General features: G+C 62.7%; 12 protein-coding genes. 2 read left to right on the top strand and 10 right to left on the bottom strand.

The window, feature by feature from the left end; all coding sequences use genetic code 11:
* Positions 1–6 precede the first annotated feature (6 nt).
* Genes C5F70_RS29635 through C5F70_RS29625 form a run of 3 tightly spaced genes read right to left on the bottom strand, consistent with a single transcriptional unit; the run spans position 7 to position 3694 of the window.
* Complete coding sequence (locus tag C5F70_RS29635; RefSeq protein WP_104904471.1) at positions 7–1470, bottom strand: amidohydrolase family protein; 1464 nt, start codon at positions 1468–1470, stop codon at positions 7–9.
* A 1-nt stretch (position 1471) separates the two neighbouring features.
* Positions 1472–2332 carry a MurR/RpiR family transcriptional regulator gene (locus C5F70_RS29630; protein ID WP_046488199.1) on the bottom strand — a complete coding sequence of 287 codons (861 nt, stop codon included), beginning with the start codon at positions 2330–2332 and terminating at the stop codon, positions 1472–1474.
* 12 nt (positions 2333–2344) lie between these two features.
* Positions 2345–3694: a gluconate:H+ symporter gene (locus C5F70_RS29625; protein ID WP_177410570.1), complete on the bottom strand. Its 1350-nt coding sequence runs from the start codon at positions 3692–3694 to the stop codon at positions 2345–2347.
* A 248-nt stretch (positions 3695–3942) separates the two neighbouring features.
* Between C5F70_RS29625 and C5F70_RS29620 the strand changes: the two genes are divergently transcribed.
* Positions 3943–4323 carry a lysozyme inhibitor LprI family protein gene (locus C5F70_RS29620; RefSeq protein ID WP_017847739.1) on the top strand — a complete coding sequence of 127 codons (381 nt, stop codon included), beginning with the start codon at positions 3943–3945 and terminating at the stop codon, positions 4321–4323.
* A gap of 132 nt (positions 4324–4455) precedes the next feature.
* Here C5F70_RS29620 and C5F70_RS29615 read toward each other — a convergent pair whose 3' ends face one another.
* The 5 genes from C5F70_RS29615 to C5F70_RS29595 all read right to left on the bottom strand — a co-directional run bounded on the left by C5F70_RS29615 (position 4456) and on the right by C5F70_RS29595 (position 9520).
* The gene (locus tag C5F70_RS29615) at positions 4456–5901 is read right to left on the bottom strand and encodes a SulP family inorganic anion transporter (protein ID WP_046382084.1); all 1446 of its coding nucleotides are present in this window, start codon (positions 5899–5901) and stop codon (positions 4456–4458) included.
* A gap of 215 nt (positions 5902–6116) precedes the next feature.
* Positions 6117–7010, bottom strand: coding sequence for an NAD-dependent epimerase/dehydratase family protein (locus tag C5F70_RS29610; RefSeq protein WP_104904470.1), 894 nt, complete (start codon positions 7008–7010; stop codon positions 6117–6119).
* Between the two features lie 103 nt (positions 7011–7113).
* Entirely contained in the window at positions 7114–8010 is an 897-nt protein-coding gene (locus C5F70_RS29605) for a LysR family transcriptional regulator (protein WP_104904469.1), read from the bottom strand.
* 30 nt (positions 8011–8040) lie between these two features.
* Complete coding sequence (locus C5F70_RS29600; protein ID WP_017847735.1) at positions 8041–8631, bottom strand: NAD(P)H-dependent oxidoreductase; 591 nt, start codon at positions 8629–8631, stop codon at positions 8041–8043.
* Between the two features lie 124 nt (positions 8632–8755).
* On the bottom strand, positions 8756–9520 hold the full coding sequence (locus tag C5F70_RS29595) for a sulfite exporter TauE/SafE family protein (protein ID WP_104904468.1): 765 nt from the start codon (positions 9518–9520) through the stop codon (positions 8756–8758).
* A gap of 184 nt (positions 9521–9704) precedes the next feature.
* Here C5F70_RS29595 and C5F70_RS29590 point away from each other — a divergent pair, with 184 nt between their 5' ends.
* The gene (locus tag C5F70_RS29590) at positions 9705–10601 is read left to right on the top strand and encodes a LysR substrate-binding domain-containing protein (protein ID WP_046488209.1); all 897 of its coding nucleotides are present in this window, start codon (positions 9705–9707) and stop codon (positions 10599–10601) included.
* On the opposite strand, the gene C5F70_RS29585 is transcribed toward C5F70_RS29590, so the two are convergent.
* On the bottom strand, positions 10547–11953 hold the full coding sequence (locus C5F70_RS29585) for an amino acid permease (RefSeq protein ID WP_017847732.1): 1407 nt from the start codon (positions 11951–11953) through the stop codon (positions 10547–10549). The genes C5F70_RS29590 and C5F70_RS29585 overlap by 55 nt on opposite strands.
* 1538 nt (positions 11954–13491) lie before the next feature.
* Entirely contained in the window at positions 13492–14742 is a 1251-nt protein-coding gene (gene kynU / locus C5F70_RS29580) for a kynureninase (RefSeq protein ID WP_046488213.1), read from the bottom strand.
* Positions 14743–14868 lie beyond the last annotated feature (126 nt).

Below are 14868 nucleotides of genomic sequence, written 5' to 3'. Positions count from 1 at the left end.
CGCCCACTATAGAGTCGAAAACCCAGCCCGCAAATCCCCACTGCGCGCCAGGAACCGCCCCGGCCGCTGACCATTCGGCTGCCCGTCGCTGTAGCTCAACACGCCGTTGACCCACACGCCATCAATCCCTTCCGCCGCCTGCTGCGGCGCCTTGAAATCCGCCACATCGCGCACGCGCAACGGATCGAACAGCACCAAGTCGGCCCAGTGCCCTACACGGATTTCGCCCCGCTCCGACAAGCCGAACCGTGCCGCCGACAAGCCGGTCATCTTATGCACCGCCGTGTGCAGCGGGAACAGCCCGACGTCCCGACTGAAGTGGCCCAACACCCGTGGAAACGCACCCCACAAGCGCGGATGCGGGAACGGATCTTCGGGCAACCCATCCGACCCGACCATCGACAGCGGATGCGCGAGGATACGGCGCACATCCGCTTCGTCCATGCCGTAATACACCGCCCCCGCCGGTTGCAGGCGACGGGCCGCGTCCATCAGCGAAACATCCCACTCGGCGGCGATCGCCTGCAAGTCGCGCCCGCCCATTTCCGGGTGCGCTGTCGACCAGGTGATGGTGATGCGAAACGCATCGGTGACTTGCTTGAGATCCAGAGTCGAAGAACTCGCCGCATAGGGATAACAATCACACCCCACCGGATGAGTTTTCGCCGCCTGCTCCAGCGCCGCCAACAGCTGCGGACTACGCCCCCAGTTACCCGCGCCGGCACATTTGAGGTGGGAAATGATCACCGGCACCTGAGCATGCCGACCGATCAGAAACGCCTCGTCCATGGCCGCCAGCACCGGCTCGAACTCACTGCGCAGATGGGTGGTGTACACCGCGCCGAACGCCGTCAGTTCTTCGCTCAGTTGCAGCACTTCATCGGTCTCGGCATTGAACGCGCTGGCGTAGGCCAGGCCGGTGGATAAGCCAAGAGCGCCATCCTCCAGGCTTTCGCGCAACTGCACGCGCATCGCGGCGATTTCATCGAAAGTGGCACTGCGATGCAGGTCGTCCATATGGTTGCTGCGCAGCGCCGTGTGGCCGATCAGCGCCGCGACGTTGACCGCCGGCTGGGCGCGTTCCACGGCGGCGCGGTAATCGGCAAAACGCGGATAGGTGAACGCTTCACGCGGGCCCAGCAGGTTCATCGGGTCCGGCGGCTCAGCGCGCAAACTCACCGGCGAGGCGCTGATACCGCAGTTGCCGACAATCACCGTGGTCACCCCCTGGCTGAGCTTGGGCAGCATCTGCGGCTGACGGATCACCACCGTGTCATCGTGGGTGTGTACATCGATAAACCCCGGCGCCAACACCCGGCCGCGGGCGTCGATCACCTGCGTGGCCAGCGCGGCCGACAAGTCGCCGATCGCCTCGATACGCCCGTCGCGCAGCCCCACATCGGCGACATACCCAGGCGTGTTGCGGCCATCCATGATCAGCGCCTGGCGGATCAGCGTGTCGTACTGCATATCAGTCTCCCAGCGGCAGGCTGTCGGGCCCGCCGCGATAGTCGTCGAGGGCCAGCTTGATGCGGCGCAGGCGTTCCTGGTTGTCGTCCGGCATGGCCAGCGCCAGCTCGGTGGCGAGCAGGTCGATGGCCAGCAGCATGCCGTAGCGCGCCGCCGTGGGTTTGTAGATGAAGCTGGTTTCGGCCGGTTGCAGCGCCAGTACCACATCCGCCAGCCCGGCCAGGGGTGAAGCGGCCAGGGTGATGGCGACGATGGGCGTGTCGTAGTTGCGCGCCAGGGCCACCACGTCCAGCAACTCCGGGGTGAGGCCGCTGAGCGAACAAACGATCAGCGCCTGCTCGGGCCCCAGCGTCGCCGCTGTGACGCGCATCATCACCGGGTCATGGCAGGCGGCAATCGGATAGCCCAGGCGCACCAGACGCACTTGCAACTCCTCGCTGCACAGGCTCGACGGGCCGCCCATGCCGAACGCGTGGATCATGCGCGCCTTGCCCAGCAGGCTGACCGCATCGACGAAGCCGGCCTGATCGAACCCCGACAGGTGCTGGCGCAACGTCGCTTCGATATCGCCGAGAATCTGCCGATGAAACCCCGACTGCTCAGGCTTGCCCGCCGGGTCGAGGAAGCGGCTGCCCACGCCACTGGCCTGGGCCAGTTGCAGGCGCAAGTCGCGCAAATCCCGGCACCCGACGCTGCGCGCAAACCGCGACAACGTCGCGGTGCTGACCTCGGCGCGTTGGGACAACGCCTCCAGGCTGGCCGACGCGGCAAAGCCCACGTCATCGAGCATCAGCTTGGCGATACGCCCTTCGCCAGCACTGAAAGACGCCTGGCGGGCGCGGATCTGGTAGAGGATGTCCATAGAGGCTCCGGGTTACAGGACGCAGGACAGACCATACGTCAGACCGAAGGCGACCAGCGAAATCAGGGTCTCCAACACGGTCCAGGTCTTGAAGGTCTGGATCACAGTCATATTGAAGTATTCCTTGATCAGCCAGAAGCCGCCGTCGTTGACGTGGGAAAAGATCACCGAACCCGCCCCGGTCGCCAGCACCAGCAATTCAGGGTGTGGATAACCCAGGCCCAGCGCAACCGGCGCAACCACCCCGGAAGCGGTGGTCATGGCCACGGTGGCCGAGCCGGTGGCGATACGCATCAACGCGGCGAACAGCCAGCCCATCACCAGCGGCGACAGGTTGAACGCATGGGCCAGGCCGAGGATTTCGTTGGTCACGCCGGCGTCCACCAGAATCCGGTTCAAACCGCCGCCCGCGCCCACCAGCAAGGTGATACTCGCGGTCGGCGCCAGGCATTCGTTGGTGAACCTGAGGATCGACTCGCGGTTGAAACCCTGCGCCAGGCCGAGGGTCCAGAAACTCACCAGGGTCGCCACCAGCAGCGCGATCACCGAGTTGCCGATAAACAACAGGAACTGGTTGAAACCGCTGCCGGGCGTGGAAATCAGATTGGCCCAGCCGCCGATCATCATCAGCACCACCGGCAACAGAATGGTGCCCATGGTCAGGGCGAAACTCGGCAAACGGCTGCGTGGCTCGCGCTCGATGAACTGGCGCTCCAGCGGGTTTTCCGCTGGCAGGTGAATGCGCGGCACGATGAACTTGGCGTACAGCGGGCCGGCGATGATCGCCGTGGGAATGCCGATCAAAATCGCATAGAGCACGGTCTGCCCGACCGAGGCGTTATACGCCAGCACCGCCATCATCGCCGCCGGGTGCGGCGGCACCAGCGCATGTACCACCGACAGGCCGGCGACCATCGGCAAGCCGACCATCAGGATCGACACCCCCACACGCCGCGCCACGGTAAAGGCGATCGGCACCAGCAACACAAAACCGACCTCGAAAAACAGCGGCAGCCCCACCAGAAAGGCAATGCACACCATCGCCCAATGGGCATTGCGCTCGCCGAACCGGTTGATCAGCGTGCGCGCCACCTGCTCGGCGCCGCCGGATTCAGCCATCATCTTGCCGAGCATGGTGCCCAGCGCAACCACCAGAGCGATATGCCCCAGGGTTTTGCCGACGCCCGCTTCGTAGGAGCCCATGATGGTGTCCGCCGGCATCCCGGCCATCAGCGCCAGGCCGATGGACACCAGGGTGATGACGATAAACGGGTTGAGTCGGTAACGTGCAATCAGCACGATCAAAGCAATGATGGCGATGGCGGCGTATGCCAATAGCCCGAAGCCCGGTGATGCGGCCATGCGGTACTCCTCGGAAAGGGTCACGTCGAATTGGTTGTGAAACTCATAAATCATTACCGAGGAGCATTTTCAATTTTTATGAAAGTAATTTTCGCCCACAGATAAGCGCTGTCGCGTTGGGACATGCCCAACGGCCGTGCATGAAAATTCGGGGGGTGTTCTTACATCAAATTCAGAAAAGACCGGAAACTCAACGCGCAGGCTTGAGTCTTAAAATGCGCCCCCACGAACATCCAGGACACTCGATCATGACCCGCACCTCTCTCACCGCCTGCGCCCTGCTACTCGCCCTGTGCGGCAGCGCGTCGGCCGCCGACAACGCCGCACTGAAGAAATGCATGGACAGCGCCAACACGACCGTGGACATGGTCAAGTGCAACACCCAACAGGCCAAGGTGCAGGACAAACGCCTGAACACCGCCTACCAGACCGCCCTCGCCGCCCAGGAAGGCGCGCGCAAGCAGCAATTGCAGGACGTGCAGCGCCTGTGGATCAAATACCGCGATGCCAATTGCGCCTTTGCCGGCAGTGCCACCGGCGGCAGCATCGATCAGGTCAACGGCTCCGCCTGTGTGCTGGACATGACCCAGACCCGCGCCCAGGAACTGGAAGACCTGGTCGGGCCGTAATGAATGAAAACCCTCGCCCTCCCGTAGGAGCGAGCTTGCTCGCGAAAATCGTCAACGATGACGCGTGTTGTCTGGATAGACGTGGCGCTCTCGGGTTTTTCGCGAGCAAGCTCGTTCCTACAGGGGTTGCGGTCAGTCGTGATGGACCTTGGCGCGCTTGAGCAGCTTCTTGCAGCGCTCGGACAAATGCAGCACGCGCAGATGCTTGCCGGCCTTGCTGTAACGCTCGCGCAAGGTCATCAGCGCGGCAATCGCGGAGTAGTCGACAACGCTCAGGTGGCGGCAATCCAGCGTCACCGCGGCCGGGTCGTTGGCCGGGTCGAATTGATTCAAAAACGGCGTGGTCGAGGCAAAGAACAACGTGCCATGCACGCGGTAGAGTTTGCTGCCGTCCGCTTCCAGATATTCATCGGCGTACAGTTCACGCGCCTGTTGCCAGGCGAAGTTCAGCGCCGCGATTACGATCCCGCAGAGCACCGCCGTGGCCAGGTCGGTGAACACAGTGATCACGGTCACCGCGATGATCACCAGCACGTCATTGAGCGGCACCTTGTTGATCACCCGCAGCGACGCCCAGGCGAAGGTCTGCTGCGACACCACGAACATCACCCCGACCAGCGCCGCCAGCGGGATGCGCTCGATCAGCGGTGACAGAAACAGAATGAACAACAGGATCATCACCCCAGCCAAGACCCCGGACAAACGTCCGCGTCCGCCGGAGCTGAGGTTGATCACGGTTTGCCCGATCATCGCGCAACCGCCCATGCCGCCGAACAGGCCCGAGACCATATTCGCCGCGCCCAGGGCCATGCTTTCGCGGTCGGGGTAGCCGCGGCTCTCGGTGATTTCGTCGGTGAGGTTGAGGGTCAACAGGGTTTCCAGCAGGCCGACCATCGCCATCAGAAACGCGTAGGGCGCGATGATGCCGAGGGTATCCAGGCTCCAGGGGATCTGCGGCAGTGCGAAGCTCGGCAGGCCACCGGCGATGTGGGCCATGTCGCCCAGCGTGCGCGTCGGCAAGCCCAGCAGGTACACCGCCAGGCCCACGCCGAGGATCGCCACCAGAGCGGGCGGCACAGCACGGGTCAGGCGCGGCAACAGGTAGACAATGGCCATGGTCACCAGCACCAGGCCGCTCATCACATACAGCGGCGTGCCGCTGAGCCAGGTATCACCGCTCTTGAAATGCTCCAACTGCGCCAGGGCAATGATGATCGCCAGGCCGTTGACGAACCCCAGCATCACCGGGTGCGGCACCATCCGCACCAGCTTGCCCAGGCGCAGCAGGCCGAAGACCAGCATGATCAGCCCGCCCAGCAGCACCGTCGCGAGCAAATACTCCACGCCGTGTTGCACCACCAGCGCGACGATCACCACCGCCATCGACCCTGCGGCGCCAGAGACCATTCCCGGCCGCCCGCCGAACAATGCCGTGAGGGTGCAGATGATGAACGCGCCGTAGAGCCCCATCAGCGGGTTGAGGTGTGCCACCAGGGCAAAGGCGATGCACTCGGGCAGCAAGGCAAAAGACGTGGTGAGGCCGGCCAGGGCGTCGGCGCGAAGACGGGTGAGGTTCATGAGGTACCGGGCATTGCGGGGAATAAGGCGGGGAATGGTACGGAAATGCGGTCGGTGGTGCCAGTGAAGCGTCAGGGCAGATTGACCGGGATGCCCCGTTCGCGGGCAAGCCCACTCCCATGGTTTGATCGGTGCCCCCATTATCGAGGTGTGAACACCGTCAAATGTGGGAGTGGGCTTGCCCGCGAAGGGTACACCACGGTCTCACGCCGACATCAGACCATTTCGCGGCGAATCCACTCCACCACCGATGTGCGCTTGGGCGCCCACCCCAACAATTCACGGGCATGCTTGCCGCGCACCCGGCTGTTGGAGCCCAGGCCGTAATTGGCCATTTCATAGCCCCATTCGGCTTCTGCGGCGGCCAACGGCCAGTCCTGCGGCTTGCCCAGGTTCAGGGCTTCGGCGATGGCGGTGGTCATGTCGATGAACGCCGCTTCACCGCTTTCCACGAAGTAGAACGTGCCCGGCACATTCTTCTCCAGCGCCAGCCGATAGAGCGCGACCACGTCCTCGATATGCACATTGGACCAGATGTTCTGCCCCGTACCGACATGGCGCACCACCCCGCTCTTGCGCGCCTGCTTGAGCAAGCGCGGCAGTTGCACGCTGTCGCGCTTCACGCCCAGGCTGTGGCCGTAGATCAGGGTGTTGCAGATCACCGCCGAGTTCACCCCGTCTTGGGCGGCTGCCAGGATCAGGTTGTCGATGGCGACACGTGCGGCCTTGTCGACGGTCGGTTCCGGCAGGTGGTCTTCGAAGTAGATGATATCGCTGGCCTTGCCGCCCGATGCATCGCCGACGATGCTCGAACCGCTGGTGTGCAGGAACGGTTTGTTCGAACCTTTCAAGGCGGCCAACAGCGTTTCCACCGCCGCGCGATGGTCGCTGCTGGCGGCGTTGATCACCGCGTCGGCCTGCCGGGCCTGTTCGGTCAACACCGCACGGTCATCCAGGGTGCCGATGACCGGGATGATGCCCAGGGCCGTCATCTCGGCGGCTTGCTCGGCGCTGCGCACCAGCCCCGTCACATGGTGGCCGGCCTTGACCAGGCCGGTGGCGATGGAGCCGCCGATAAATCCGGCGGCGCCGGTAACGAATACGTTCATGGAGGTCTCTCCTGACTGAGTAAGTGATGGGCCCAGTATCAAGCCCCCATCCCTGGCGAATAAGACCGTGTTGCCCAATTCAATCTTGCGCGCAGGTCACGAATCAGCAGGCGTACCGCGCCAGCTTGGCCTGGATGAAGTCCAGGAAGCATTGGATGCGCAAAGCCAGTTGCGAGTTGCGGTAAAACACCGCGTGGATCGGCTGGCGATAACCGCTGTTGAAGGCTTCCAGCAGCGGCACCAGGCGCCCGGCATTGATGTCGTCGCTGGTCATGAAGTTCGACAGGCAGCCAATGCCCTGCCCTTCGAGCGCCAGCTGGCGCACGGTTTCACCGCTGGACGCAGCAATGCCGGGCTCGATCAGCCAGCGGTCACCCGCCACGTGGCGCAACGGCCAGTGGTTGAGCGTCTCGGTCTGGGTGAAGCCGAGCAAGGTGTGCTCGGCCAACTCGGCGACCGTCGTCGGCGTACCGTACTGCTTGAGGTAAGCGGGGCTGGCGAGGATATGCAGCGGGGTGCAGCCCAGGGACCGCGCATGCAGAGTGGAATCGGCCAGCGCGCCGATGCGAATCGCAATGTCGGTGCTCTGCTCCAACAGGTCGATGATCAAGTCATCACTGTTCAGTTCCAGTTGGATCTCAGGGTACAGCCCGCGAAACTCGGCGATGTACGGCACGATCCCATGCAGCATGAACGGCACGGCGGCGTTGATGCGCAAGCGCCCCGCCGGTTTTTTCTGGCGCGACGACAAGCGTTCCTCCAGATCATCCATCTGCGCCAGGATCACCTTGGCCTGTTCGAAGAAGTACTTGCCCTCCTCGGTCAGGTCCATGCGCCGCGTGGTGCGGTTGATCAGCGTGGTGTCGAGCTTGGCTTCCAGGCGCGACAAGGTGCGGCTGACCGCCGATGGTGTCTGCCCGACCTGCTCCGCCGCTGCCGAAATCGAGCCGCACTCAATCACGTTGACGAAGATCTGTAGCTCATCGGATCGGGCTTTCACAGGCTGTCCTCTTTCTCGGTTCAGCGCAGCTTACACCGAGAGGTCGAACACCTGCGCCAGATGCTGCTCGTAGCGCGCCACATCGGCGTCGATGGCCGGGCGCTTCATGACGTCCACGCAGAGGAACGTCGGCAAGGCCGTCATGCCGAGGAACTCATTGGCCTTGTGAAACGCGAAGTACACCGCGTCCACGCCTTTGCCCTCAAAGAAATCGCTCGGGTCGTCGAAGGCTTGCTGCGGGGCGTTCCAGGTCAGCGACAACATGTATTGCTTGCCGTGGATCAGGCCGCCGCTGCCGTATTTCTGCGAGGCGTCGGAACGGGTACGGCCATCGCTGGCGTAGAGGCTGCCGTGGCCTTCGGTGAAGACTTCGTCGATGTACTTCTTCACGATCCATGGCGCGCCCATCCACCAGCCGGGCATCTGGTAGATGATCACGTCGGCCCAGAGGAATTTGGCGACTTCTTCGGCCACATCGTAGCCTTCATCAATATGCGTGACCTTGACGTCGATACCGCCACGGTCGAGCACAGCCACGGCAGCGTCATGCAGGGTGGTGTTGTAGCGACCGTCGGAGTGGGCGAATTTTTTACCGCCGTTGAGCAGCAGGACTTTTTTCATGGGGGGAGCGCCTTGAGATTAAAAATGTCTGAAGGCAGGGTATCGATGTGCCTTGCGCGGAATAAGCCTTGGCGCGGCAAAATACATTTGACTAAAAATCACGAATCAAACTCTATTATTGCCTTTATCCACTGATCAACAGATGCGCGCCCAACAGCGCCATGCCGATAAAAAACACCCGTTTGAACAACACGGCACTGATCCGTTGGCGCAACGCCTGCCCCAGCCACATGCCCAACAAGGCCGGCGCCAGCGCCAACAACGAGGCATTGATCTCGCCGCCGCCGAGGCTGCCGCGCCAGGCCAACCCGGCCGCCAGCGCCAGTGTCGACACGCTGAACGACAGCCCCAACGCCTGCACCAACTGATCGCGATTCAACCCCAGCGCTTGCAGATACGGCACCGCCGGAATCACGAAGACGCCGGTGGCCGAGGTGATCAGGCCGGTGACCAGCCCACACACCGGCGCCAACCAACGCTCGGTCGCGGGCTTCACCTTGAATGCGGGCAGGAACAGCCCACTCAACGCATACACCAGCAAGGCCGCGCCCAATGCGCGCACCACCCCGGCGCCACTGCCCACTCCCAGCCACAGCGTGCCCAACCCGGTGCCGAGGACAATCAACAGCAACAGCGGCCACAAGCGCTTGAGCAACACGCTCAAGTGGCCGCCGAAGGCCAGTTGCCAAAGGTTGGTCACCGTCGAAGGGATGATCAGCAACGCCGCAGCCTGCGTCGGCAACATAGCCAGGCCGAGCAAGCCCATGGCGACGGTGGGCAGGCCCAGGCCGATCACACCTTTGACGGTGCCGGCCAGCAGGAAGGTGCCGATCACCAGCAGGGTCAGGGCGGGGCCGAGGTTTTGGTAGAACGCGAGGAAGGTTGTCATCGGCCGAGTGTGGGGCTTTTCGCTGGGCGCGAAAATTCACCATATACTGAGGCAGCCTCTTGTTTTGCATGAGGCTGATGCCGCCATCGCGGGCAAGCCCCCTCCCACTGTTGAAATGCATTCCAAGTGTGGGAGCGGGCTTGCTCGCGATAGCGCCAGTCCAGCGAAAGGAAATCTTCCAGCCATGCACTTTGACCTGATCGACCTGCGCCTCTACCTGCACGTCCTCGATGCCGGCAACATCACCGCCGGCGCCAGCCGCAGCCACTTGTCCCTGGCCGCCGCCAGCGCGCGCATCCGCGCGATGGAAGCTGCGCTCGGGGTTGAATGCCTTGAACGCGGCCGTCGTGGCGTCACGCCGACGGCCGCAGGCCAGGCCTTGGCGCGTCATGCCCGGCTGTTGCTGCAACAGGCCGAGCACCTGCAACAGGACCTGGCGGAATACGCCAACGGCGTCAAAGGCCAGGTGCGCCTGCTGTGCAACACCACCGCCCTCAGCGAATACCTGCCGGAACTGCTCGCGGATTTTCTGCGCGACCATCCCAATCTGGACATCGACCTGCAGGAACTGCCCAGCCTGCGCATCACCCAGGCCTTGCGCCAGGGCACCGCAGACCTCGGGATCATCTCCGACGCGGTGGACACCCACGGCTTGCAGACCCTGGCGTTTCGCGACGATCCGCTGGTGCTGGTCATGCCGCTGGAGCATCCGTTGGCGGCAAGTACGGTGAGTTTTATCGACAGCCTGCATTACGACTATGTGGGCCTGGCCGCCCACAGCGCGCTGGCGGTGTACCTGGAAGAACAGGCGTTGCACGCGGGGTTTCGCTTGCACACGCGGATCCGCGCCGAGGGTTTTGACGGCGTGCTGCGCATGGTCGCACGCGGTGCGGGCCTGGGGATCGTGCCCCAGGCGGCGCTGGCGCGCTGGCCGTGGGCGCAGCGCGTCAAGGCCCAGCCGTTGCGAGAAGCTTGGGCCTGTCGAACGCTGCTGTTATGCGCGCGCTCGTTCGAACACCTGCCGGGTTATGCCAGGGCCTTGCTCGACGCCTTGGCCCTGCCCTTGCGGAAAAATCCGTAATACACCGCCGACAGAATCAGCAGGAACGGCACGCCGAACACCAAGGTCATTTTGAACGCGTCGGTGAAATACGTGGTGATCATCACCGCGCCCATCAGCACCAGGCCCAGCAGCGTGCTGTAGGGAAACAGGCGCAGCTGGAACGACAACTTCGCCCCGCCATGACGCTTGCGATAACGGCGGAAGAACAGGTGCGTCAGGAAGATCATGAACCAGGTGAAGATCGCGCCGAACATCGAGATCGCCATCATCAGCGTGAACGAGCTTTCCGGGTAGACCACGTTAAGCAAGGTCGCCAGGCCGATGCCCGAACTGGACAGCAACAAGGCGTTCAGCGGGATGCCGCTCTTGCTCAACGCACCCATGGACTTGGGCGCAAAGCCGGCGCGGGACAGGCTGAACATCATGCGCGTGGTGATGTAGAGCTGGCTGTTCATCGCTGACAGCGCCGCGATCAGGATCACGAAATTCATCACCCCGGTGGCGCCGGGAATGCCGAGGGTCTGCATCACCGTGACGAACGGGCTCTGCGTCTGCCCGGCCTGGTTCCACGGCACGATGGCCAGCATCAGTGCCAGGGTCAGCAGGTAAAACACCACCAGGCGCACGATGGTCGCGCGAAAGGCTTTCTTCACCGCCTGCTCCGGGTCGGCCGCTTCACCGGCGGCGACGGCGATCATCTCTACGCTCAAGTAGCTGAAGATCGAGACGATCACTGCGATCCACATACCGCTCAAGCCATGCGGGAAAAAGCCGTCGTGGGCCGTGTAGTTCTGCACCCCGTACTGCGGGTTGCCGGAGCCGAACACCACGTACACCGCGAGGAGGATGAAACCGACGATGGCGCTGATCTTGATCGTCGAAAACCAGTATTCGAAGTTGCCGAAGGTTTTCACGCTGATGGCATTGAGCAGGATCAGCACGCTGGAGAACGACACGATCCACACCCACTCCGGCACGTTGGCGAACCAGTACTTCATGTACATCGCCACCGCCGTGACCTCGGCGCCCACCGCCAGCACAATCGCCGCCCAATAGGCGTAGCGCACCAGGAACCCGGCCAGCGGGCTGATGTAGAACTCGGCGTAGGCCCCGAAGGAGCCGGAGGTGGAATGGGCCACCGTCATCTCCGCCAGGCAGCCCATCAGCAGCAAGGTGATCAACGCTCCAATGGCGTAACTCAGCAGCACGCTGGGCCCGGCATAGCCGATGGCATAGGCGCTGCCCATGAACAGCCCGGTGCCGATGGCGCCACCGATGGCGATCATGCTCATCTGGCCGGAAGTGAGCTGGCGCCTCAGGCCCAGTTCGCGGTGGGTGATTTCTGCAAAGCCGTCGTTTGGCGTGGTCACGTGGTGTGCCCCTTATTGTTGTGATTGCACGATTTGTCTGTTGCCGCAGATCCCTGTGGGAGGGGGCTTGCTGGTGATAGCAGTCGTTCAGTTGATACCTAGGTGACTGACCCGCCGCCATCGGGGGCAAGCCCCCTCCCACACTGAGCCTGCGTCAGACACTCAATGGATGAACACCGCAGCCCCCATATAGCAGTCTTTCGGTCGATACCTAGGTGACTGATCCGCCGCCATCGGGGGCAAGCCCCCTCCCACATTGAGCCTGCGTCAGGCACTCAATGGATGTACACCGCAGCCCCATATAGCAGTCTTTCAGTTGATACCTAGGTGACTGATCCGCCGCCATCGGGGGCAAGCCCCCTCCCACATTGAGCCTGCGTCAGGAACTCAATGGATGAACACCGCAGCCCCCATATAGCAGTCTTTCAGCCGATACCTAGGTGACTGATCCGCCGCCATCGGGGGCAAGCCCCCTCCCACACTGAGCCTGCGTCAGACACTCAATGGATGAACACCGCAGACCCCATATAGCAGTCTTTCAGTTGATACCTAGGTGACTGATCCGCCGCCATCGGGGGCAAGCCCCCTCCCACATTGAGCCTGCGTCAGGCACTCAATGGATGAACACCGCAGACCCCATATAGCAGTCTTTCAGTTGATACCTAGGTGACTGACCCGCCGCCATCGGGGGCAAGCCCCCTCCCACATTGAGCCTGCGTCAGGCACTCAATAGATGAACACCGCAGCCCCCATATAGCAGTCTTTCAGTCGAGACCTAGGTGACTGACCCGCCGCCATCGGGGGCAAGCCCCCTCCCACATTGAGCCTGCGTCAGGCACTCAGTGGATGAACACCGCAGACCCCATATAGCAGTCTTTCAGTTGATACCTAGGTGACTGATCCGCCGCCATCGGGGGCAAGCCCCCTCCCACATTGAGCCTGCGTCAGGCACTCAATGGATGAATACCGCAGACCCCATATAGCAGTCTTTCAGTTGATACCTAGGCGACTGATCCGCCGCCATCGGGGGCAAGCCCCCTCCCACACTGAGCCTGCGTCAGACACTCAATGGATGAACACCGCAGCCCCCATATAGCAGTCTTTCAGTCGAGACCTAGGTGACTGATCCGCCGCCATCGGGGGCAAGCCCCCTCCCACATTGAGCCTGCGTCAGGCACTCAATGGATGAATACCGCAGCCCCCATATAGCAGTCTTTCAGTTGATACCTAGGTGACTGATCCGCCGCCATCGGGGGCAAGCCCCCTCCCACATTGAGCGTGCGTCAGGCACTCAATGGATGAACACCGCAGACCCCATATAGCAGTCTTTCAGTCGATACCTAGGTGACTGACCCGCCGCCATCGGGGGCAAGCCCCCTCCCACATTGAGCCTGCGTCAGACACTCAATGGATGAACACCGCAGACCCCCTGTGGGAGGGGGCTTGCCCCCGATGGCGGTGTGTCGGTCGCCGGATTCGCACGCTGATACAGCGCTATCGGGAGCAAGCTCCCTCCCCCCATTGTTGTCTGTGTTTATTCAAGTGACGCTGTTACGGACCTTGAATTGCGCCTGGTCCCAGGTGCGGTTGTCGAGGATCTCACCGAGGATTTCCACGGCGTCCCACACTTCGGTAAAGCAGGTGTACAGCGGCGTAAAACCAAAACGCATGATGCGCGGCTCGCGGTAGTCGCCAATCACTCCACGGGCAATCAGTGCCTGGATCACCGCATAACCTTCAGGGTGTTCAAAACTCACATGGCTGCCGCGTCTGGCGTGTTCACGCGGGGTGATCAACACCAGGCCATGGGCGGCGCAACGGGCCTCGACCAGTGCGATAAACAGGTCGGTCAAGGCCAGGGATTTACCGCGCAGGCTGGCCATGTCGGTCTGTTCGAAAATCTCCAGGCCGCACTCCACCATGGCCAGCGAGGTGATCGGCTGGGTGCCGCACAGGTAACGGGCGATGCCGGCACTCGGTGCATAACGCGTCTCCATGGCGAACTGCCGGGTATGCCCGAACCAGCCCGACAACGGCTGGCGCACCACGTCCACCAGCGCCGGGTTAACCCACACGAACGCCTGGGAGCCAGGGCCGCCATTGAGGTATTTGTAGGTGCAACCGATCGCATAATCGGCGCCGGCCCGATGCAGGTCGATGGGCACCGCACCTGCCGAATGCGCCAGGTCCCAGAGGCTCAGCGCGCCGCACTCGTGGCTCAACGTGGTGAGCGCGTGCATGTCGTACATGTAGCCGGTCTTGTAGTTGACGTGGGTGAGCATTACCACCGCCACGTCCGGGTCGATGGCCTGGGGCAGTTCGTCCGGGCTGTTGACCAGGCGCAGCGAATAGCCCTGTTGCAGCAGTTCGGCGAGGCCTTCGGCGATGTACAGGTCGGTGGGGAAGTTGCTCGCTTCGCTGACGATCACCTTGCGCTGCGGCGCGCGTTGGCGCTGCACGCTCAAGGCGGCGCTGAGCACCTTGAACAGGTTGATGGAAGTGGTATCGGTGATCACCACTTCGCCCTCCCCCGCGCCGATCAACGGCGCCAGGCGATTGCCCAGGCGCTGGGACAAGTCCGCCCAACCCGCGCTGTTCCAGCTGCGAATCAAGCCATTGCCCCACTCCTCGGCGATCACCTGCTGCGCCCGCGCAAGCGCGGCCACCGGACGTGCGCCGAGGGAGTTGCCGTCAAGGTAGATCACCCCCTGCGGCAAGGCGAACTGGTGGCGCAGCGGCGCCAACCGGTCCTGGTCGTCAAGGGCTTGGCAATGGCTTCGAGTGATCATGGGCTGTCCTGGTTTTTATAAGTGAAGATGCCGTAAATAATGAGCGAAGTTTTAGAGAATTTTCGTGCAAAGTTGTGGGCAACAGGCTAATTAAGCTGTAGGAAATTCGAAGTTCAACCGAAAACA

The sequence above is a fragment of the Pseudomonas sp. LH1G9 genome (genome assembly GCF_002949975.1).
GTDB lineage: Bacteria > Pseudomonadota > Gammaproteobacteria > Pseudomonadales > Pseudomonadaceae > Aquipseudomonas > Aquipseudomonas veronii.
Note: the sequence above shows the minus strand (reverse complement) of the source record. Positions and strands in the feature narration are given on the sequence as shown.

Excerpts from the sequence above, each read along its gene's own strand:
- C5F70_RS29600 (WP_017847735.1), bottom strand. The coding sequence starts at position 8,631 with ATGAAAAAAGTCCTGCTGCTCAACGGCGGTAAAAAATTCGCCCACTCC.
- C5F70_RS29595 (WP_104904468.1), bottom strand. The coding sequence starts at position 9,520 with ATGACAACCTTCCTCGCGTTCTACCAAAACCTCGGCCCCGCCCTGACC.
- C5F70_RS29625 (WP_177410570.1), bottom strand. The coding sequence starts at position 3,694 with ATGGCCGCATCACCGGGCTTCGGGCTATTGGCATACGCCGCCATCGCC.
- C5F70_RS29610 (WP_104904470.1), bottom strand. The coding sequence starts at position 7,010 with ATGAACGTATTCGTTACCGGCGCCGCCGGATTTATCGGCGGCTCCATC.
- C5F70_RS29615 (WP_046382084.1), bottom strand. The coding sequence starts at position 5,901 with ATGAACCTCACCCGTCTTCGCGCCGACGCCCTGGCCGGCCTCACCACG.
- C5F70_RS29620 (WP_017847739.1), top strand. The coding sequence starts at position 3,943 with ATGACCCGCACCTCTCTCACCGCCTGCGCCCTGCTACTCGCCCTGTGC.
- C5F70_RS29630 (WP_046488199.1), bottom strand. The coding sequence starts at position 2,332 with ATGGACATCCTCTACCAGATCCGCGCCCGCCAGGCGTCTTTCAGTGCT.
- C5F70_RS29635 (WP_104904471.1), bottom strand. The coding sequence starts at position 1,470 with ATGCAGTACGACACGCTGATCCGCCAGGCGCTGATCATGGATGGCCGC.
- kynU (WP_046488213.1), bottom strand. The coding sequence starts at position 14,742 with ATGATCACTCGAAGCCATTGCCAAGCCCTTGACGACCAGGACCGGTTG.
- C5F70_RS29590 (WP_046488209.1), top strand. The coding sequence starts at position 9,705 with ATGCACTTTGACCTGATCGACCTGCGCCTCTACCTGCACGTCCTCGAT.